Annotated in this window: 20 protein-coding genes; 9 read left to right on the top strand and 11 right to left on the bottom strand. The window is 32.7% G+C overall.

The genetic code is table 11. The annotated features are described in order from the left end of the window. Positions 1-4: 4 nt before the first annotated feature. From AC9UEH_RS06005 to ahcY, 9 genes are all read right to left on the bottom strand, one after another. A complete protein-coding gene (locus tag AC9UEH_RS06005; protein WP_509529684.1) occupies positions 5-1,435 on the bottom strand; it encodes a TolC family protein in 1,431 nt (476 codons plus the stop codon). Continuing rightward, positions 1,428-4,592, bottom strand: a complete 3,165-nt coding sequence (locus AC9UEH_RS06010; protein WP_509529565.1) for an efflux RND transporter permease subunit — start codon at positions 4,590-4,592, stop codon at positions 1,428-1,430. The genes AC9UEH_RS06005 and AC9UEH_RS06010 overlap by 8 nt, the downstream gene beginning before the upstream one ends. 24 nt (positions 4,593-4,616) lie before the next feature. Beyond that, a complete protein-coding gene (locus AC9UEH_RS06015) occupies positions 4,617-5,699 on the bottom strand; it encodes an efflux RND transporter periplasmic adaptor subunit (RefSeq protein ID WP_509529567.1) in 1,083 nt (360 codons plus the stop codon). 148 nt (positions 5,700-5,847) lie between these two features. Further along, on the bottom strand, positions 5,848-6,243 hold the full coding sequence (locus AC9UEH_RS06020) for a hypothetical protein (protein WP_509529570.1): 396 nt from the start codon (positions 6,241-6,243) through the stop codon (positions 5,848-5,850). A 242-nt stretch (positions 6,244-6,485) separates the two neighbouring features. Beyond that, on the bottom strand, positions 6,486-6,704 hold the full coding sequence (locus AC9UEH_RS06025; RefSeq protein ID WP_509529573.1) for a hypothetical protein: 219 nt from the start codon (positions 6,702-6,704) through the stop codon (positions 6,486-6,488). 3 nt (positions 6,705-6,707) lie between these two features. Next, a complete protein-coding gene (locus AC9UEH_RS06030) occupies positions 6,708-6,863 on the bottom strand; it encodes a hypothetical protein (RefSeq protein WP_509529576.1) in 156 nt (51 codons plus the stop codon). A gap of 12 nt (positions 6,864-6,875) precedes the next feature. Continuing rightward, positions 6,876-7,427 (bottom strand): hypothetical protein, encoded by a 552-nt coding sequence (locus AC9UEH_RS06035; RefSeq protein ID WP_509529578.1) that lies wholly within the window; start codon positions 7,425-7,427, stop codon positions 6,876-6,878. 29 nt (positions 7,428-7,456) lie between these two features. Then, positions 7,457-9,436 (bottom strand): T9SS type A sorting domain-containing protein, encoded by a 1,980-nt coding sequence (locus tag AC9UEH_RS06040; protein WP_509529580.1) that lies wholly within the window; start codon positions 9,434-9,436, stop codon positions 7,457-7,459. 203 nt (positions 9,437-9,639) lie between these two features. Further along, positions 9,640-10,956 (bottom strand): adenosylhomocysteinase, encoded by a 1,317-nt coding sequence (gene ahcY / locus AC9UEH_RS06045; protein WP_509529582.1) that lies wholly within the window; start codon positions 10,954-10,956, stop codon positions 9,640-9,642. A 239-nt stretch (positions 10,957-11,195) separates the two neighbouring features. Between ahcY and AC9UEH_RS06050 the strand changes: the two genes are divergently transcribed. The 5 genes from AC9UEH_RS06050 to AC9UEH_RS06070 all read left to right on the top strand — a co-directional run bounded on the left by AC9UEH_RS06050 (position 11,196) and on the right by AC9UEH_RS06070 (position 17,418). After that, positions 11,196-11,831 carry a 4'-phosphopantetheinyl transferase family protein gene (locus AC9UEH_RS06050; RefSeq protein WP_509529584.1) on the top strand — a complete coding sequence of 212 codons (636 nt, stop codon included), beginning with the start codon at positions 11,196-11,198 and terminating at the stop codon, positions 11,829-11,831. 17 nt (positions 11,832-11,848) lie between these two features. After that, positions 11,849-12,478 (top strand): nicotinamide riboside transporter PnuC, encoded by a 630-nt coding sequence (gene pnuC, locus AC9UEH_RS06055; protein ID WP_509529586.1) that lies wholly within the window; start codon positions 11,849-11,851, stop codon positions 12,476-12,478. Further along, entirely contained in the window at positions 12,433-14,550 is a 2,118-nt protein-coding gene (locus AC9UEH_RS06060) for a DUF4301 family protein (RefSeq protein WP_509529588.1), read from the top strand. The genes pnuC and AC9UEH_RS06060 overlap by 46 nt, the downstream gene beginning before the upstream one ends. A 19-nt stretch (positions 14,551-14,569) precedes the next feature. Next, entirely contained in the window at positions 14,570-14,971 is a 402-nt protein-coding gene (gene arfB / locus AC9UEH_RS06065) for an alternative ribosome rescue aminoacyl-tRNA hydrolase ArfB (RefSeq protein ID WP_509529590.1), read from the top strand. A gap of 242 nt (positions 14,972-15,213) precedes the next feature. Continuing rightward, positions 15,214-17,418 (top strand): TonB-dependent receptor, encoded by a 2,205-nt coding sequence (locus AC9UEH_RS06070; RefSeq protein WP_509529593.1) that lies wholly within the window; start codon positions 15,214-15,216, stop codon positions 17,416-17,418. A 239-nt stretch (positions 17,419-17,657) separates the two neighbouring features. Here AC9UEH_RS06070 and AC9UEH_RS06075 read toward each other — a convergent pair whose 3' ends face one another. Beyond that, positions 17,658-18,071: a Rieske (2Fe-2S) protein gene (locus AC9UEH_RS06075; RefSeq protein WP_509529595.1), complete on the bottom strand. Its 414-nt coding sequence runs from the start codon at positions 18,069-18,071 to the stop codon at positions 17,658-17,660. Between the two features lie 166 nt (positions 18,072-18,237). Between AC9UEH_RS06075 and greA the strand changes: the two genes are divergently transcribed. Together greA and AC9UEH_RS06085 are read left to right on the top strand one after the other, a co-directional pair. Further along, entirely contained in the window at positions 18,238-18,714 is a 477-nt protein-coding gene (greA, locus tag AC9UEH_RS06080) for a transcription elongation factor GreA (protein WP_509529597.1), read from the top strand. Positions 18,715-18,798: 84 nt separating this feature from the next. Beyond that, a complete protein-coding gene (locus tag AC9UEH_RS06085; RefSeq protein ID WP_509529600.1) occupies positions 18,799-19,188 on the top strand; it encodes an HIT family protein in 390 nt (129 codons plus the stop codon). A 25-nt stretch (positions 19,189-19,213) separates the two neighbouring features. Here the strand turns inward: AC9UEH_RS06085 and AC9UEH_RS06090 are convergent, their stop codons facing one another. Beyond that, entirely contained in the window at positions 19,214-20,356 is a 1,143-nt protein-coding gene (locus AC9UEH_RS06090) for a sensor histidine kinase (RefSeq protein ID WP_509529603.1), read from the bottom strand. 155 nt (positions 20,357-20,511) lie between these two features. On the opposite strand from AC9UEH_RS06090, the gene AC9UEH_RS06095 reads away from it, so the two are divergent. Together AC9UEH_RS06095 and AC9UEH_RS06100 are read left to right on the top strand one after the other, a co-directional pair. Then, positions 20,512-21,384: a flavin reductase family protein gene (locus tag AC9UEH_RS06095; RefSeq protein ID WP_509529606.1), complete on the top strand. Its 873-nt coding sequence runs from the start codon at positions 20,512-20,514 to the stop codon at positions 21,382-21,384. A gap of 34 nt (positions 21,385-21,418) precedes the next feature. Beyond that, positions 21,419-21,793, top strand: coding sequence for a DUF3127 domain-containing protein (locus AC9UEH_RS06100; protein ID WP_509529609.1), 375 nt, complete (start codon positions 21,419-21,421; stop codon positions 21,791-21,793). Positions 21,794-21,821: the final 28 nt, after the last annotated feature.

Here is a 21,821-nt window from a genome sequence, read left to right on the forward strand (position 1 = left end):
TTATCTATTTCCAACCTCCTCCAAGTTGTTTGTAAATGTGAACTATTGAATTCAGTTGTTCTTTTTTAACATCAACCAATTCAAGTGTGGTTTCCAGTGCATCACGTTGTGTCATTAACACTTCAAAATAATCCACACGAGCAGACTTAAATAAATCATTTGAAATATCAATTGAACGTTTTAAAGCTTCCACTTGTTGTGATTTCAAATTATAACTTTTATCTAAATTACTAATTTTAGATAGTTGAGTCGCCACTTCCAAATACGCATTTAAAATGGTACGCTCATAATTATACAATGCCTGAAGTTGGCGTGCATTGGCGTTACTATACTCCGCTTTAATTGCGTTTCGGTTAATCAACGGTCCTGCAATATCTCCAACTAATGAATACAGCAGCGATTCTGGTAAGTTAACCAAATAGGATGATTTGAATGCTTGCAAACCAACAGATGCTGAAATAGCTAATGAAGGATAAAATTCGGCACGAGCTACTTTAACGTCTAATTTGGCAGCCACCAATTCTAATTCTGCTTGTTTAATATCAGGGCGATTTGCCAATAGTTGCGATGGAATTCCAGAATTTACAACCGTAGCTTTTAAACTTAAAAAATCGGTTTTATCTCTTTTTATTTCTTGTGGGAAACGACCCAGTAAAAAGTTAATTCTGTTTTCAGCTTCATTTACTTTTTGCAATGTTTCAAACTCCATATTTTGAGAAGCCAACACTTCAGCTTGGAATTTTTGAACTGCTAATTCAGTTGTTCTTGCTGCCTCTTTCTGAATTTTTACAATTTCTAAAGCATTACTTTGGATTTTAATATTTTGTTTTATAATTTCTAATTGGCTATCCAAGGACAATAATTCATAATAATTATCCGCTACTTCAGAAATTAAATTGGTCACTACAAAATTCTTCCCTTCAATCGTTGATAAGTACCTACTAATAGCTGCTTTCTTAGAATTGCGTAACTTTTTCCAAACATCAACTTCCCAATTTGCGTAGGCTGCAATTTTGAAATCAGTTAAGGGATCAGGAAATTCTTCAGCACTTCTAGTAGCAAAATCACCCGCTCCTTGACTGGTATATCGTCCTACTTTTTCAACGCTTGCTCCAGTGCCAATGTTCACCGAAGGAAGTAGTCTTCCTTTTCTGAATCGAATATCGTTTTTGGCAATTTGAATTTCCTGTAAGGTAATCATCAATTCCTGATTGTTATTTATAGCAATATCAATCAAATCTATCAGATTCTTATCCTTAAAGAATTTTTTATAAGGAATAGTAGACATGTTGGTTGTGTCTTTACTATTGGTATACGATTCAGGAACGGCTTTATTTGCTGGCATCGTAACAATTGACGGTGTTTTGCAACTTACCACTGCCAAACAAAAAATCAAAGCAATAATGAAATTATATTGTATTTTAAATCTATTCATCATAATTAATATCTTCAGTTAATGGATTTTGGTCTTGTTTTTTGACTAATTTAATTTTTGCTGCAATACTACCAAATATGTAATACAGTCCTGGAATAAGCAAGACACCAATAATTGTTCCTAAAAGCATTCCTCCCAAAGCGGCAGTACCAATAGTACGATTTCCAATTTTTCCAGGTCCGGAAGCAAATACCAATGGAATTAATCCCGCCGTAAAGGCAAATGAGGTCATTAAAATGGGTCTAAACCTAATTTTTGCACCTTCCATTGCAGCATCAAGCACTGACATTCCTTCTTCGTGTTTTTGTACGGCAAATTCTACAATTAAAACCGCATTTTTACCTAACAAACCAATTAGCATGATAAAAGCAACTTGCGCATAAATATTGTTTTCTAATCCACATATTGAAAGTAATAAAAAAGACCCAAAAATACCAGCTGGGAGTGAAAGAATTACAGCAAAAGGCAAAACAAAACTCTCGTATTGTGCGGCTAAAACTAGATATACAAACAACAAACAGATGATAAAAATCCAAATTGCCTCGTTCCCACGACCAACCTCATCTTTAGAAATTCCAGCCCAATCGATATCATATCCCCTTGGTAAAGTTTTTTTGGCCACTTCTTGTATCGCTTTAATGGATTCACCACTACTATATCCTGGAGCTGATTGTCCACTAATTTCAGAAGCATTGTACATATTATGTCTGGTAATTTCGGACAAACCATATACTTTTTCCATGTGCATAAATGCCGAAAACGGAACCATTTCGTCTCGACTGTTTTTTACGTACAATTTCAAAACATCTTCTGGTAAGGCTCTATATTCTGGACCTGCTTGTACAATAACTTTGTATTGACGGTCGTATTTAATAAAACTAATTTCGTAGTTACTACCTAATAAAGTTGAAAGTGTATTGGTAGCATTTTCAATAGTAACTCCTTTTTGTTGCGCTAAATCATTATCAATACGCATCATAAATTGTGGAAAACTCGCACTATAAAACGTAAAAACAGAGGCTAATTCAGGACGTTTGTTTAACTCTTTTACAAAATTAACACTTACTTCCTCCATTTTTTTAAAATCACCAGAGCCAGCTTTGTCTAACAAACGACATTCAAAACCACCCGCTGCACCGTAACCTGGTACGGCTGGGGGTTGAAAAAACTCTAGTGTTGCTCCTTTAATATTTTTTGATTTCTCCTCTAACTCTTTCATTATTTCATTGGCAGATTGATTTCGATCTTCCCAATTTTTAAGATTTACCAAACATGTTCCAGAATTAGAACCAGTTCCTTCAGTAAGCATTTCAAATCCTGCCAATGACGAAACCGATTTAACACCATCAATTCCTTCGGCAATTTTTTGCAGTTTAGTAGCAATTTCATTAGTACGTTCTAATGTAGAACCTGGAGGTGTTTGTATAATAGCGTAAAACATTCCTTGATCTTCATTTGGAATAAAACCTGTAGGGAGGGAATTGTTTATGAAAAATATTCCGATACAAAAAGCAATAAATAACCCAAAAGTAATGCTTCTTTTATTGACAATTTTACCAAGTATATTTTGATATTTTCCCGTTAAATTATTGAATTTATGATTGAAACCATCTAAAAAAGAGTTCAAAGGTGTCTTTTTTCTTGCTATTCCATGATTATTTTTTAGCATCATGGCACAAAGGGCTGGAGTTAGCGTTAAAGCCACAATACCTGAAAGGATAATTGCAGTTGCCATTGTGATTGAAAACTGACGGTAAAAAATACCAACAGGTCCCGACATAAAAGCCAACGGAATAAATACTGCCGCCATTAAGAATGTAATGGCGATAATAGCACCACTGATTTCGCCCATAGCTTTACGGGTAGCTTTTAATGGTTTTAGGTGTTCTTCTTCCATCTTAGCGTGAACTGCCTCGATGACGACTATGGCATCATCGACAACAACTCCAATAGCCAAAACCAAAGCAAATAGTGTTACAATATTTATTGTAATGCCAAAAATTTGCATGAAAGCAAATGTACCAATTAGCGAAACGGGTACAGCAATTGCTGGTATAATGGTGGAACGCCAATCGCCTAGAAATAAGAAAACGACTAATCCTACCAAAATAAAGGCTTCTATCAGCGTGTGAACTACTTTTTCTATTGAAGCATCAAGAAACTTAGAAGCATCATAACTAATTTCATAATCAATTCCTTTTGGAAACGATGCTTTTAATTCAATTAATTTTGCTTTTATATCTTTAATAACTTGGCTAGCATTACTACCATAAGATTGTTTGATGGCTATTGCCGCTGATGGTCTTCCGTTCAAGCTAGAATAAATATCATACATAGAGCAACCAAATTCTACTCTAGCGACATCTTTCAATCGAAGAATTTCACCATTAGGATTTGCTTTAATTACAATGTTTTCATATTGCTCATTGGTAGTAAATCGACCTGGGTATTTCAAAACATATTCGAAAGATTGAGATACTTTTCCAGAACTTTCTCCTGTTTTTCCCGGAGAGGCTTCCAAACTTTGTTGCGACAAGGCTTCCATTACTTCATCGGCAGAAACTTTATAAGCAAGCATTCTATCGGGCTTTAACCAAATACGCATAGCATATTCCCTGTTACCAATAATATCAGCATCACCAACACCATTAACACGTTTCAAATCAGAGAGCATGTTAATGTCAGTAAAGTTAAACAAGAACTTTTGATCCATTGTTGGGTCTTTACTGAATATGTTAATATACATCAAATTATTGGATTCTTCCCGTGTAATTTTAACTCCCTCACGAACAACAAGTGGGGGAAGTTTATTGATTACAGAAGCCACTCTATTTTGGATATTAATTGCAGCTTGATTGGGATCTGTACCTAAATTAAAAATAACTTGAATATTTGCTTCGCCGTCATTTCCAGCACTAGAAGCGATATATTTCATTCCAGGGACACCATTAATGGCTCTCTCTAGAGGAATAACAACAGCTTTAATTAATAACTCATTATTCGCTCCTGGATAATCGGCTGTTACATTTACTTTTGGAGGTGAAATAGAGGGCAATTGTGTTACAGGCAAACTAGTCATTGCCAATACCCCAAGCAAAACAATCATCAGCGATATCACTATAGATAATACTGGTCTTTGTATAAATTTACTAAACATTTTTTTGAGATTTGATGATTAAATTTAGTTTGCTTGTATTTTTAAATGAGCTAATACATCTACTGGTTTTACGTAATCGTATTTGATTTTATCATCATCTTTTGCATTCTGAACACCCTCAAGTAAAAATTTTTCGGCTGCAGAAATACCGCTTTTTACAATATATAAATCAGGTAATTCACCAATAACAGTAATTTCTCGAGATTTTACAACATTATTTTTATCGACTACAAAAACATATTTTTTATCCTGAATTTCGTAAGTAGCTTTTTGCGGAATAACTAAAGCATTTTTAACTGGTATAGTCATCATAATTTTTCCAGTTTCTCCGTTCTTAAGCAATTTGTCAGGATTTGGAAATTTAGCTCTAAAAGCAATATTACCCGTTTCACTATCAAACTCACTTTCAATTACCTCTATCTTTCCTTTATATTTTAAAAGTTCATTGTTAGCCAAAAGCAAACCTACAGTATTATCGCCACGTCCTTTAATATTTGTTTGATAATCAATATACTCTGGTTCTGAAACATTAAAATAGGCAAATATTTGGCTGTTATCAGATAGGCTCGTCAATAATTCACCTTCATCGATAAGACTTCCTAATTTCTTTGGAATACGATCAATAGTTCCATAAAACGGTGCTCTTATTTCGGTAAATGATAAATGTAATTTAGCAATTGAGACTTCCGCTATGGCTTGGTCTAGTTTAGCTTGTGCCAAAGCCTGTTCATTTTTGGAAATTATTTTTTTATCGGCTAAAGTTTTAGCATTCAATAATTCTATTTCTTGACCTTTTACTTCCGCTTCCGCTTTTAGTAATTCCGCCTCATACATTTTAGGCATAATTCTAAATAATAATTGCCCTGCTTTTACAGATTGACCTTCATCGACATAAATATTTTGAAGATACCCTTTTTCCTGAGCTCTAATTTCTATATTCCGCACAGAACGAATTTGAGAAACATATTCTTTGGTAAATGAAGTGTCAATTATTACAGCATTCGTAACTGTAAACTTTCCAGCTTCTTCTTTTTCTTCTTTTTTCTTTGAACAACTAATTAAGCTCAAAACGGCAATAAAGCCAGTAAAAATCATGATTTTTTTCATAGTATTAATAAATGAAATTGGGGGGAATGAACGCTATTGATTACAATAAAATTATTTGATAAAAAGTAAGTTAATCTAAAAAAAATCTACATTAAATTACAATAAAAAAATTAGTTACTAGCTTACTATCAGTAACAAAAGGATACAATCAAATTCTTAAAACTCTTTGGATAAGGTATATAGGTGTAGATTGATCGTAAAGGAAGGATTCTGTTTTAAAATAATTAGTTTTGTAAGCTACAATCTTTTGATTACAAAATAATGAATACCATTTATTCAGTAATCTATAATTTGTGAGAATAAATTTACAGTCATTTATACTTTTTATATCATTATCTCTTGCAAATTCCTCTTCTAAATCAATATCAGACTCTTCAATTAAAATAAAATTATTTCTTTCATTTGTAATTTTTACATGCCTGTTATTTGAAAAATTTTGAGAGGAAGAATATGAAATAGGACTGTGAAAGTTAGTAGCATTAGAATGATGTCCGCCACCAAGCAGAAAAAAACATAAAAATATTATAAAGGTAATTACTTTCATTGCGCGCAAAAGTAATTAAAAATTAAAAACAAAAAAAGAGAACATAGTTAAGAAAATGATAAACTTACGAAAATGTTTTAGTTTATTAAAAAAGATATAAAATTCAAATTTTACTTCTAATTAGTGATTAAATACAATTATAAATCTCACCATCAAGACAATACCCTTTTTTATCATCAAAAATAAACGTGGTTATTTCAGGAAGAATATAGAAATCATTGTTTGAAACAGTATCATTAGCTTTAAAAATTATTTATTTTTCGATGCAATTGATTTAGTAATACTTGATACCGACTAATTTCCATTAAGTCATTCTCATCATCAGATAAATCTAATAAATCATCCAATTGTTCACTAACTTCCAGTAATTTATTATTAGCCGTATTGAAGTTTTTAGCAGCTATAGCATCAATTATTTCTTGAACTTTTGCTTTCAAGTTTTCAAATTTATTACTTTCCATAAATTAACCTTTTGATTCAGCGGATAAATCCGAATTGAACTTTTTTACAATTTGCTTCAATTTCTCTTTACGGGCAATTTCGGCACTTTTTACTTTTGACTGTGCTTTATGAAGCTTATCATTGTGCTTTTTGATATTTTTTTCGGTATTTCTGCTCATTATCGGATTCCTTTATGATTGTTGGACTTCACGTTTTATTACCTCTAAAGTTTTATTGGTAAAAACCAATTCTTGAATAATATTTTTTCTTAATTCTTGTAAATCATTATATTCAAAATACTTAGCCCAAGAAGTTAAACCTTGTAAATTTCGAATTTGCTTAATCCTTTTTGTGGTTTCAAAACTAGTTCGAAGTACCGCTTTGTTATCAAATTCAGGACTGTTTTTATGTTGGTAATTAACCGTATTGTCAGTGTAATTTGGCTGAATAAAATACAATTCATCAATAGCATTATCAGGATAAAAGGAAGTCCAAGGTGCAAAACCCCATTTGTATTTAGATGTAGTATCAATTACTAACGGTATTAGACGCCATTTGCTATTGGCCAATCGCCCCCAATGGTCAGACAATCGATACATCCCAGCTTTAGTAAAATAGTAGCAACTCCCCGACTTACTTTGATAATCGTATTTTTGATTTTGAATATCAGGCTCAATAATTTCATTAAAAACACAAAAAGTATTCTTAAAAGAACCTGCTGGCAATTGAAATTTTTCGTCCATTTTTCAAATATAGAAATTTAAACCAAAAATTAATTGATAATCAATTTTTTTATAATTGTCTTATTTTCTGATAAAATTTTAGCAAGGTATATGCCTGATGCTAAATTTATGTCCAACTGAGTTGTTCCGTTAAAAGTTGCCGTCTTTAATTTCATACCAGAAAGGTCAAAAATTTCAAAAGTACTTTCTTGATTTAAACCAGAAATAGTTATTTGATTCTGAGCAGGATTTGGATAAATTGAAACATTTAAATCGTCAAAGTTATCTGTAGAAAGAGCAAAAGACCATGTTTGTCCTGTTCGAGTTCCCCAGATATAATCTGCTAAAAGAGGGTAATCAATAAATGGATTTCTATTCATCTGCCAAGTATAAACCACATTATTTCTGTTCATTTCATAATCGTCTGAAGCATCCGTTGCGTTCCAAGTCAACAAAGTTGCTAAGTCACCTATATGACCTGCCGGAGTATCCGATGGATTCCCATTTTCTACATTCAATCCATTGTATCTTAGTGCCATATAAAAAACGGAACGAGCTACATCACCGTGCCAACTCCCTAATGATCCTGAGGGTCCGTTATAATCTACCCCATAATTTCTATTATTTCTAGAACTATTTTCCTGACCACCAACAGCCCGAATGTGATGGGTATCATCGTGACTGGCTTCTATATCATTTAAACCCGTAGTTAGTCGCCAAATATTTATTCCGTCTGAAGTTCCATTAGGTGAAAAGGTAGATGGAATTCCTAATCTAGATTGACAATATACATGTTCTCTATTCCATTTACCAATAATACTATTATCTGTTTGATAATCAATTTTAGAGATGGGTTGTTCATCATATATCATCCAAACCTGTCCACTATTTTCTGGATTTTGGTCTGCATCCTTTAAAACGGCATAAGCATCCCCATAATTTTGAACACGTACTAGATTTGGATTTGAAATAATATCTTGAATAGCTTGTTTTAAAGCCAATCCTGATTTTCCTTCCAAAGTACTGTAATATCCAACTGGAGCAGTACTTATACATAATCCGTGCGTTGGATGTATAGGTGTTCCCCACGCACGAACTATAAAATTAATATCGTGAATTCTAATTGAAATGTTATTGTTTAAAATCACATAGTCACTTGGAACCACTCCAAGTGTTATTTTCATATTTTCGTCACCTTCGTTAACTCCATCATTTAAAATTTGAATAGTTGTAGAAGCAGAAGTAGTGCCTACAGGAATCGATATGTTTAAATTTCCTGAAAAATCTGCAGCATTAAAACTTCCATTGTTCAAAGAGATTGAAAAATTTAATGTACTTAATACTGGTGTATCTGTTGAAAATGTAATATTAAAATTCTGACCTTCAGTAATTGAATTTGAAGTATAAGTAACTGTAATTCCATTATATATAATTCCAGAGCCATCATTATTAGCTCTTGGAGTAGGTACTTTTACTTCATATGTTCCATCCGATTTTCTTTGAATAGATTGAGTTGATGCCAATCCATTAACATTTTCATTGTAACAAACAGTTTCTCCCAAAATTACCATTAATGCTGTTGGTGAAGTGGTTCCACTATTACTGTAGGCTAATGCATCAATTAAATTAGTAGCAGTTGCTAAAGTATTTATTGGAAAATCTGAAGCATTACCTAAATAAATTGCTACTGCATCTGGTCCATTTTGTATTGTGTTTTGAGGAATAATATAGGATGCCGAGGGAGAAACCTGAAGATTTCCAAGTAAAATAATACCATTTATATCAGTTACTAAACCGTCTAAATCTATTGCATAATAACTTGATGTGCCCGAATAAGGACTTGTGCTCCCCGCATTGTAAAAAACAATTACATAACCATCTAATGCAAAATTAGGAGTGTTAGATTTTAATTCGATAAATTCTTTTACATCTGTTGAGTTTGTATCCGGGTCTAATTCATTAATAACGACTTGACTATAAGTAAAAAAACTCCATAACAATGAAGTTACAAAAAATGTGTTTTTGATCATTTTGAAAATTTTAGCATTCAAAGGTAACATTAAATACATTGATAAATGTAATAATGTTTATAAACACCCATTTAAAATCATAACCATTTTAGCAGAAAATTTTAGAGACACAAAAAAACCCTCACATTCAAACTGAATTTATTTCAGTTTCCTGCAAGAGTTTGTCTAATTATCTCGAAATCTAACTTTCTAAGAAGTCTTGATTAATATCTGTAATACTCTGGTTTAAATGGTCCTTCAACGGGAACTCCAATATAATCAGCTTGATCCACACGTAAAGTTTCTAATTCAACACCTAATTTAGCCAAGTGCAACATTGCCACTTTTTCGTCCAAATGTTTTGGTAACATATACACTTCATTGTTGTAAGCCGCGCTGTTTTTCCACAATTCAATTTGAGCTAAAGTTTGGTTAGTGAAGGAGTTACTCATTACAAAACTTGGGTGACCTGTAGCGCAACCAAGGTTTACCAAACGACCCTCGGCTAAAATGATAATATCATTTCCAGCAATGGTATATTTGTCCACTTGTGGTTTGATTTCCACTTTTGATGCACCGTGGTTTTTGTTCAACCAACCCATATCTATTTCGTTGTCAAAATGCCCAATGTTACAAACGATAGTTTTGTCTTTCATTTTCTCGAAATGAGAACCCAAAACAATATCTTTATTTCCAGTAGTGGTAATAATAATATCTGCAGTTGCAATAACCGTGTCTAATTTTTTAACTTCAAAACCATCCATTGCCGCTTGAAGCGCACAAATTGGGTCAATTTCAGTAACTGTTACTATAGATCCAGCGCCTCTAAAAGAAGCAGCTGTTCCTTTTCCAACATCGCCATATCCACAAACGATTACTCTTTTTGCAGCAAGCATAATATCAGTTGCACGACGAACCGCATCAACTGCCGATTCTTTACAACCATATTTATTGTCGAATTTCGATTTTGTAACCGAATCATTCACGTTAATTGCTGGCATTGGCAACGTTCCCGCTTTTACTCTTTCGTATAATCTGTGAACTCCAGTGGTAGTTTCTTCAGACAATCCTTTGATTCCAGCAATCAATTCTGGGTAACGGTCAATAACCATATTCGTTAAATCTCCACCATCATCTAAAATCATATTCAAGGGTTTTCTGTCTTCTCCAAAGAACAAAGTTTGTTCGATACACCAGTCAAAATCAGGTTCGTTCAACCCTTTCCAAGCATAAACCTGAATTCCTGCAGCAGCAATTGCAGCAGCAGCTTGATCTTGAGTAGAGAAAATATTACACGAACTCCAAGTTACTTCCGCACCCAAAGCAATTAAGGTTTCAATTAAAACCGCAGTTTGTATTGTCATGTGCAAACATCCGGCAATACGAGCACCGGCAAGCGGTTGTTCGTTTTTGTATTCCGCACGAAGCGCCATTAAACCTGGCATTTCAGCTTCAGCCAATTCAATTTCTTTTCTTCCCCAAGCCGCTAGAGAAATGTCTTTTACTTTGAAAGCCACATAAGGCATAGTTGCTGTACTCATTTATAGTATATTTGTAATTATAAAATTTTCGCAAATTTACGTATTAACTTTGTGAATTAATAATTTTCATAAATATTTATGAAGTGTTTATTTTATAAAGAATTGAATTTTAATCAACTAATAGAAACAATACGATTTTTTTGCAGCTACCGGCAGTCAGGCAGGTCAGGGATAAAAATCAGTAGTAATTATGAAATTCATAACTCATAACTCACAATTCTTAACTCATAATTCTTAAAATGCCACTTTATAAAACCATCAATTACAGTCCAACAACCCAAATTCTCGTTTGGAAAATAACCGAGTCTTTGGAACAATTGCGCAACGAAGTAACTTTAAATGCAACAAACACAATTCGGTTCAACGGAATGAAATCGGAATTGCACCAGCGTGCTTTTTTGAGCGTACGCAAATTATTACAAGAAAAAGGCTACACCGATTTTGATTTGGAATACGACGAATTCGGAAAACCACATCTCAAAGACGGAAAACACATTTCAATTTCTCATTCTCACGAATTTTCGACAATCATAATTAGCGCCCAAAAAGCGGGAATCGACATTGAATTACAAAGAGAAAAAATAATCAAAATCGCAGATAAATTTCTCCTTTCAGAATTTGACTTCCTTGACAAAGAAAACAAAGAAAACTATATCAAGAAATTAACCGTGATTTGGGGAGTCAAAGAATCAATTTTCAAAATCTGTAATGAAACCGGAATCAGTTTCAAAAACCACATTCTAGCAAAATCATTTGAAATAAATGATAAATCAGGGAGTGCAAGTTTACATTTTCAAAATAAAACAGAAGATTTTTCGTTTCATTTTGAGGAAATTGAAAATTTCACTTTGGTATTTGTATTCGAAAAAAACTAATTTTACAATAAAACAAAATGATAGAATATCTATTTCATCAATATAAGGATTATCCCATATTTGAAATTTATCTTGAAATTACAGCCGTAATTTTTGGATTATTAAGTGTTTGGTATGCTAAAAAAGACAATATTTTAGTTTTTCCAACAGGAATAATAAGCACGTCAATTTATGTATATTTGTTATGGAAATGGTCATTATTAGGCGATATGATGATCAACGGATACTATTTTATAATGAGTATTTACGGCTGGTATTTATGGACTCGAAAAAAGGAAGGAGAAGATGAATATCCAATAGCTACACTTTCAAATAAGGAAAAATCTATTGCATTTATTATTTTTATAACAACTATCGTATTTGTGGTAGTAGTGTATCTATTTTTTAATAAATTTACAACTTGGTCGGCGTATGTTGACACGTTGGTTACAGGGATTTTCTTTGCAGGAATGTGGCTCATGGCCAAGCGTAAAATTGAAAATTGGATTTTGTGGATTATTGGAGATATTATCTCAATTCCAATGTATTTTTTCAAAGGATATACATTTACAAGCATACAATATATACTATTTACAATTATTGCCTTTTACGGCTATTTAGAATGGAAGAAAACCTTAAACAACTCCAGATTACTGGAAACGAAATAGTAAAAATTGCGATTTACGGACCTGAAAGTACAGGAAAAACTACATTAGCAAAGCAATTAGCCAACCATTTCAACACGGTTTGGGCTGCCGAATTTGCACGCGATTATTTACAGGAAAAATGGAATACTAAAAAAGAAATTTGTACCGCCGAAGATTTATTGCCCATCGCAATTGGGCAAATGAAACTCGAAAATAGCGCCTTGCAAAAAGCCAATACCTACCTTTTTGCCGATACGTGCTTAATGATTACTAAAGTTTTCTCTGAGATTTATTATGGATTTTGCGATTCAAAATTAGATAAAGCTGCTAGAAAACATAAGTACGATTTATTTTTTCTTACCGATATTGATGTACCTTGGGAACAAGACGATTTGCGTGATACTCCAAATAATAGAGTTGAAACTTTTGAGAAATTCAAACAAGCATTAATTGATAACAACAAGCCTTTTATTGTGCTTTCCGGCAATCCAAAAATGCGATTTCAAAAAGCAATTGCAATTATTGAAGAGCTTACTAAAGCCATGGAACTAGGTTTTTCGGGTCAAGATTACCTACAAATTTTAGAAACGGGAATCCCACTTACTACAATTGAGAAGCAGTTAAATGTTTTCAAAAATGGAATTGCTAAAGCAAATTTAAACCGACCAGCAGTAATAAATGATGGAATTCTGAAATTGACAAAAGAAGAATTTCAAAAGTATTCAAATTATTTTGACACTAAAAAAGACAAACTAAAACTAAAAAAGTTTGTGCCTGCATCAGGAGCAGCCAGTAGAATGTTTAAATTTTTAAAAGAATTTCTGAATGAATTTGATATCGAAAATGAATCTATTAATGCTTATACTAATAGAAAAAAGGCAAATAATTTGTCACTTTTTTTAGCCGGATTAGAGAAATTTCCGTTCTTTAAAACAATTGAAAAACAACTTCGAGAAACGCATATTGATTTTGATTCTTGGAATAAAGACCAAAAAAATTATAAGTTCATAAAATTTATGTTGGATGTAGAACATTTTGATTACGCTAATAAACCGAAAGGTATTTTACCATTTCACAATTACAAAAATCATGTTGCAACTCCAATAGAAGAGCATCTGATAGAAAGTGTTTTATATGCGAGTTCCGACGGAAATGCTAATCTACACTTTACGGTTTCAGAAATTCATAAATCCCAATTTGAAAAGACATTAAATAAAGTCAAAAGCAAAATTGAACTTGAACACAATATAAAAATTGTAATTAATTTTTCGCATCAAAAGTCAGAAACAGACAACATTGCTGTTGATTTGAACAATATTCCTTTTAGAGACGGTTATGACAAATTAGTTTTTAGACCTGGTGGTCACGGTGCTTTAATTGAAAATCTAAATTTATTGGATGCGGATATCGTTTTCATAAAAAACATCGATAATGTTATTCAAAATGAATCGGAAGTAATAGCATTATACAAAAAAGCGTTGGCTGGAATTTTGATTGAATTGCAACGAAAAATAGCCAATTATTTGTCGAAACTTGATAAAATATCTGAAAATGAAATTGATGAAATCGAGATTTTTTTAGATAAAAAGTTAAATAACAAAGTAATTTCAGACTTTTCAAAATATGCTTTAGAACACAAAATTATTTATTTGAAAGAAGTATTGAACCGACCAATTCGTGTTTGTGGAATGGTAAAAAATGAAGGCGAACCTGGTGGCGGTCCATTTTGGGTAAATAATTCCAAAGGAAATGCAACTTTGCAAATTGTGGAAACATCACAAATTGATTTAGCCAATGAAAATCAGGCTTCAATTGCTAAAAACGCAACTCACTTTAATCCTGTAGATTTGGTTTGTGCTATCAAGGATTACAAAGGTTCAAAATTCGATTTGAGAAACTATATAGACGTAAATAGTGGCTTCATCGTTGATAAAAACAAAGATGGAAAACCGCTAAAAGGCTATGAATTACCCGGATTATGGAACGGCGCAATGGCTAATTGGATTACTGTTTTTGTTGAAGTTCCATTGATTACGTTCAATCCTGTGAAAACGGTAAATGACTTATTGAAAGCCGCACACCAACAAAAATAATTAAAAGCTATCCGCAATAATGGAAAAAGACAAATTAATTGCAGAATTGCAGTTCAAAGCAGTTAGAAGCAGCGGTGCAGGTGGGCAAAATGTAAATAAGGTTTCCTCAAAAGTGGTTTTGTCTTTTGATTTAAAAAATTCTCAAGCCTTGTCCGAGGAAGAAAAATGGCGCCTTGAAACGAAATTAACTTCAAGATTGACCTCCGATTTAGTTCTAATTCTAAATTGTGACGAGGACAGAAGCCAACTCAAAAACAAAGGAATTGTTATTAAACGATTTTTATCGATTATGGAGCAAGGATTGCATATTCCAAAAACAAGAAAGGCTACTAAAATCCCTAAATCGGTAATTAGAAAACGGATTAAAGACAAAAAAAATCTATCCGAGATTAAGAAAAATAGGAAAAAACCAGAATTTTAAATTTTTTGCAATTCTTAATTCATAATCCACAATTTATAATTAATTTTGCTCCGTCTCAAAGGGGTGCTAGATTCCAGAAATGGATTGACAGCTGAGATTATACCCAAAGAACCTGGGCAGGTAATGCTGCCAAGGGAAAAAATGACAAAAATAGCGTGCACACTATTTATTTGTCATAAGAACAACCAATTTAATTTAACAAAAGAATAATTCCCCCCTTGTTATTCGTAAACAATTTACGAATGAAAAACGTTATCAAATTACAAACAAAAAGAACGAAACCTACTAATCTATTATTTTTTCGTCTCTTATCTTTTATCTTTTTAAGTACTACTTTCTTCTCTTTTTCTCAAGAAATTAAAAAAGACACTACGAAAATCAACGAACTCGACGCTGTTTTAGTTTCAGCAATTCGTGTAGATTCAAAAACGCCCGTAACATTCAGCAATTTGAACAAAAAAGAATTGAAAACTCGAAATTTAGGGCAGGATATTCCAATTTTAATGAATTATATGCCCTCGGTTGTAACGACATCAGATGCAGGAAACGGCATTGGTTACACAGGAATTCGTGTTCGTGGAAGCGACGCAACTCGTGTAAATATTACTATAAATGGGATTCCATACAACGATTCTGAAAGTCAAGGAACGTATTGGGTAAATATGCCAGATTTTGCTTCGTCGCTTGAAAGTATTCAGTTGCAGCGCGGGGTTGGAACTTCAACGAATGGTTCGGGAGCATTTGGCGCAAGCTTAAATATGCTTACGGATAACTATTCCAAAGTGAGTAGCGGTGAAATTTCAAATTCAGCGGGAAGTTTTAATTCAAGAAAAAATACTGTAAAATTCAGCACGGGATTATTAAATAATAATATTGAAATTGCAGGTCGTTTGTCTGTTTTGAAATCTGATGGCTATGTGGACAGAGCAAGTTCTGACTTGAAATCTTATTTCCTTCAAGGGACTTATGTTGGAAAAACAACCTTAATAAAAGCATTGGCTTTTGGTGGAAAAGAAAAAACGTACCAATCTTGGAATGGAATTGATGGTGAAACATTAATCAACAATAGAACTTTCAATTCGGCAGGAATGTACACAGATCAATTTGGTAAAACTCGATTCTATGACAATGAAACAGACAACTACCAACAAGATCATTATCAGTTGCATTGGAATGAAAAATTCTCAGAAAAATGGAATACCAATTTAGCGTTTCATTACACCAAAGGCAAAGGATATTATGAAAATTATAAAGAAAATGCTGCTTTTTCCGATTATGGCTTAGTTCCCGTTGGTTCTGAAGTTTCAACTGATTTGATTCGTCAAAAATGGTTGGATAATGATTTTTATGGTACTACTTTTTCATCGAATTATAAAGATGAAAAGCTGAATTTGATTATTGGTGGTGCTTATAATAAATACGAAGGAGCTCATTTTGGAAAAGTTATTTGGGCTCGATTTGCTTCTCAAAGTGAATTAGGAGATCATTATTATGACGATTATGCGAGTAAAACAGACGGAAACATATTTGCGAAGGCAAACTATCGAATAACTCCAAAAATTAGTCTTTATGGCGATTTACAACTCAGAAATGTTCATTATAAAGCCAATAGTTTAGAAACGGGATTAGTAAATGACAATTTCAATTTCTTCAATCCAAAGGCGGGTTTAAATTATGATTTGAATTCTAAAAACTCCCTATATTTTTCTTTTGCACGTGCCAATAGAGAACCAAACCGTGATGATTATGCAAGTGGAACGCCAAAACCAGAGCAGTTGAACGATTTTGAATTGGGGTGGAGATTAAATTCAGAAAAATCAAAATTGAATGTTACGGCTTATTATATGAAATATAAAAATCAGTTGGTTCTAACGGGTGCTTTGAATGACGTGGGTTCGCCTTTGCGTGAAAATGTTGGCGACAGCTACAGATTGGGATTGGAAATTGATGCGACTTTGTATCTTTCAGAAAAATGGTTGGTACGTCCAAATATAGCATTTAGCGAAAATAAAAATCAAAAATATTATTTTAAAAAAGATGGTATTTTGCAGAATTTCGGAAATACAAATATCGCTTTTTCACCAAATGTTGTGGCGGGAAACTGCTTGACATTTGCGCCAAGCGGAAACTTGCAATTTAGCGTTTTGTCCAAGTTTGTTGGCAAACAATTTATGGGAAATATAGATTCTAAAATATCTGAATTAAAAAGGTATTTCGTGAATGATTTGAATGTAGCCTATGAAATCCAAACAAAAAAAGTGTTTAAATCAATATTATTTTCAGTTTTAGTAAATAATTTATTGAATTATAAATATGTTTCCAACGGCTATTATTACACCTATGACGATACTTGGACAAGCCCAGGAACAACAACTACAGTAGACGGCGCAGGATATTATCCTCAGGCAGGAATTAATTTCTTGGCAGGAATCACATTGAAATTTTAATAACCTGAATTCGATTAATAAAATTTTGATTTTCAATAAGTTTTAAGTCCTGCAAGGTTTCAAAAACCTTGTAGGTATATGATTTTCAAGTATTTTATACCTACAAGGTCAAAAAAAGACCTTGCAGGACAAATACATAAACTTAAATCGTTGATTATTAATGCAATAATAATCGAACTCAGGTTAATAGTAAAAATCAGCTTATCAAAACCCTTGTTAAGTAATTTTCAAGGGTTTTTTTAATTATAAATTCTGATAATCGTGCCATTTGTTTCCACGCGATATGGTTTCATTAGATATTCTTTCCCTGAACATTGCCCAGAAAACAGATTGTATACGGCATTATCACAACTGCAAAACGCATTTATTCCACGAACGGACATCGTCGAACACGAACTTATCGCTTGATTTGGACACGCAGCATCATAAGCAACATATCCATTTCCATTATTGAAAACGATAACGCCACGAGCACCTGCATTTGGAATATATTTGCCGTTGCTCACAAATTTTAAGCTGTTATACGTAGGTAAATCAGTGTTTATTTCAACGGAAAAACTATAATTAGGAATATTTGGATTGTGATTATTGAAGGTTCCACTATCGCAATTCCACAGAATAGGTAATAAAAGTAGGAATATGTATTTTTTCATTTTTTAAATTTTATTAAAAGAATAGTTGAAACAAATTTAATTTATTTAACTTTGAATTATATATGATTAACATATATTTATTTGACTAAAAGAAATAACAACTATCTTTGCAAAAAGAAATCCCGTCCTGATGGGATTTTTTCTATTTTATATAAATTATGAAATTATGAGTACAGTATCGTATTACACCGCAGAAGGATTAAAGAAATTAAGAGAAGAATTAGATTATTTGAAGAGTGTGATGCGTCCAAAAGCATCCGCAGATATAGCAGAAGCACGAGACAAAGGCGATTTATCAGAAAACGCTGAATATGACGCTGCCAAAGAAGCGCAAGGAATGTTAGAAATGCGAATTGCTAAAATGGAAGAGGTGCATTCCAACGCCAGATTAATCGATGAAACGCATTTAGATGTTTCAAAAGTATTGGTTTTGTCGAATGTTAAAATCAAAAATTTAACAAACGGAATGGAGATGAAATATACCTTGGTAGCAGAAAGTGAAGCCGATTTAAAAACAGGTAAAATATCTGTAACTTCGCCAATTGGTAGAGGTTTGTTGGGGAAATCTGTAGGTGAAGTAGCAGAAATCACCGTTCCAAATGGTGTTTTGAAGTTTGAAATATTAGAAATTTCGAGAGATTAAATAGTTGAATCGTTTAGTTGTTAATTCGATTAACCGTTTTTACAACTAAACAATTAAACAGTTAAACAATTTAACATTTCTTCTATGTCAAGTATTTTTACAAAAATCGTAAACGGTGAAATCCCGTGTTATAAAATCGCTGAAGATGAAAATTTTCTTGCTTTTTTAGATGTAAATCCAAATGCGATTGGTCACACTTTGTGCATTCCAAAGCAAGAAATCAACAAAATTTTCGATTTGGACGATGCCCTTTATTTAGGATTAATGAAGTTCTCGAAAAAAATTGCAATTGCTCTTGAAAAAGCAGTTCCTTGCAAAAGAATTGGCATGAGTGTAATTGGTTTAGAAGTTCCCCACGCACACGTTCATTTAATTCCGTTGAATGAAATGGACGAAATGCGATTCCAAAACAAAGTAAGTTTGAGTAAAGAACAATTTGAAGCTTTGGTTAAGAAAATACAAGAGAATTTATAAAGATTAAGTTTCAATTTATCGCTTTTTAAGCCTTTCTAAAACTAATTTGCATCGTTGTACCCTTATTAATTTCAGATTGTAAGACTTTTACTTTTCCATTGTGGTATTCTTCTACGATACGTTTTGTTAGCGAAAGTCCCAATCCCCAACCTCTTTTTTTAGTTGTAAATCCAGGTTCAAATACGGTTTTGAATTGATTTTTTGGGATTCCTTTGCCTGTATCGGACACTTTTATTTTTACAAATTCCCCTTCCAATTCAATAACTACGTTTAATTTTCCTCGCCCTCGCATTGCGTCGATGGCGTTTTTTACTAAGTTTTCAATTGTCCAGCTAAACAAAGCCGGATTAAGCGATACTGAGATTGGAAATTCAGGAGCGGTGAATGAAAAAATGACTTGTTTTGAAAATCTAGATTGCAAATAAGCGAATGATTTTTCAGTTTCGGAGATAATATCTTTCTTTTCTAATATAGGTTCGGAACCAATTTTTGAAAATCTGTCCGTGATGCTTTGTAGTCTAACTATGTCTTTTTCGATTTCTAAAACAGTAGTTTCAGCAATAGTATCCGATTTTAATATTTCAAGCCAACCAATTAAAGAGGAAAGTGGCGTGCCAATTTGATGTGCAGTTTCCTTTGCCATTCCAGCCCAAAGTTTATTTTCTGTTGCCATTTTTGTGCTGCGATAAAAATTGTAAACCAGTAAAGCAAACAAGACAATAATCAACAAAAAGGCAATCGGAAAATAAATAAGATTGTTTAAAAGTTCTGAATTCCCGTAATAAAAATATTGAAATTTTCCTGGAACATATTGCAATTTTATGGGTTCATTTTGATTTTTTAGATGCTTGAGATAATCTGCTACTTTAACTTTATCTAAAACAATTTCTTTTGGAATATTTGTTGTGTTAATTATCGAATCATTTTCAATAACTATAATTGGGATGTTAGTATTTGTAATAATCTTTAATGGAAGTTCCGTATTTGCATTGACATCGCCATAGTTGAGCGATTTAATAGCTTCCGCCCAATATTCCATTTTTATTCGTTCTTCATTTTTGAAAATTTGAAAAAAGTTGAACGTATTCCAAAGAATAAAAATGATAATTATAAAGGAGGAAAAAATAATAATCCACCGTGAAAAATTCCATTTGATCGAAAACTGCATAAACTTATTTCTAAAGTGATATTCAACGATAAATATAATGAAATATTATCATTTTGAATGCAGAAATATAATATTGCCATTTAAAGTATGAATATTAGATTGTAAAATTCTGAATTTCTGAATCCATTTTATTATATTTGTTCAAATTGATTTTTATGATTAGCATCGAACCAAAAGACATTTCATCCGCAAGATTACAGGGCTATTTACAAAGTTCTGTAGGGCCTCGTCCTATTGCTTTTGCTAGTACAATCGATAAAAATGGTAAGCCAAATTTATCTCCTTTTAGTTTTTTTAATGTGTTTAGTGCGAATCCACCGATTTTGATTTTTTCACCGGCAAGACGTGTTCGTGACAATTCTATCAAACATACTTTGATTAATGCCGAAGCGACTCGCGAAGTAGTAATAAATGTTGTGAATTTTGAAATGGTACAACAAACATCATTGTCAAGTACTGAATATGCTGAGGGTGTAAATGAATTTTTAAAAGCTGGATTTTCCGCAATTCCATCGGATCTTGTAAAACCTTATCGTGTGGCACAATCCCCAGTACAATTTGAATGCAAAGTCAATGAGATAATTAGCTTGGGAACTCAAGGTGGTGCTGGAAATTTAGTGATTTGTGAAGTCGTTAAAATTCATATTCATGAGTCCGTTTTAGATGAAAATGGAAACATTGATCCCTATAAAATAGACCTGGTTTCAAGAATGGGCGGCAATTGGTATTCCCGTGCCAATCAAGGATTATTTGAAGTGGCAAAACCATCAACAACATTAGGAATTGGGGTAGATCAAATACCAGATTTCATTAAAAAAAGTACTGTTTTTGACGGTAATGATTTAGGTAAATTAGGAAATATAGAAGCATTGCCAACAACAGAAGAAATTAATATATTTGTCAAACAAAATTTTGCAGTAAAAGGGGTTTTAAGTGCAGATGATATTTTGAAACAACACCAAAAAGCAAAGGAATATTTAAACCAAAATGACGTTGATTCTGCTTGGAAAGTATTGTTAGCCAATTAAATACGAGAATAAAATAATAATAAAAATAGTTAAGATGGAAGTATCAGGAAAAATCAAAATGCTTGGAGAAGCAAAAAATGTAGGGACTGGAAGTTTCCTAAAAAGAGAATTAGTTGTTACAACTGACGAACAATATCCGCAACACATTTTAGTTGAATTCGTTCAAGACAAATGTGATTTGTTAAATAGTTTTAATGTTGGTGAAGCAGTTAAAGTTTCAATCAATATAAGAGGTCGCGAATGGGTTGATCCCCAAGGTGTGACTAAATATTTCAACGCAATTCAAGGTTGGAGAGTGGAAAGATTGGCTGCTGCTGCACCAACTCAAGCGCCACCAATGCCAGCTGCCGAAGCATTTGCACCAGCGGAAACATTCAAAGAAGAAGAGCACGATGATTTGCCTTTCTAAAAAAAGTTAAATTGGATTTAAAACCTGT

It is taken from the genome of Flavobacterium sp., assembly GCF_040402835.1.
GTDB lineage: Bacteria > Bacteroidota > Bacteroidia > Flavobacteriales > Flavobacteriaceae > Flavobacterium.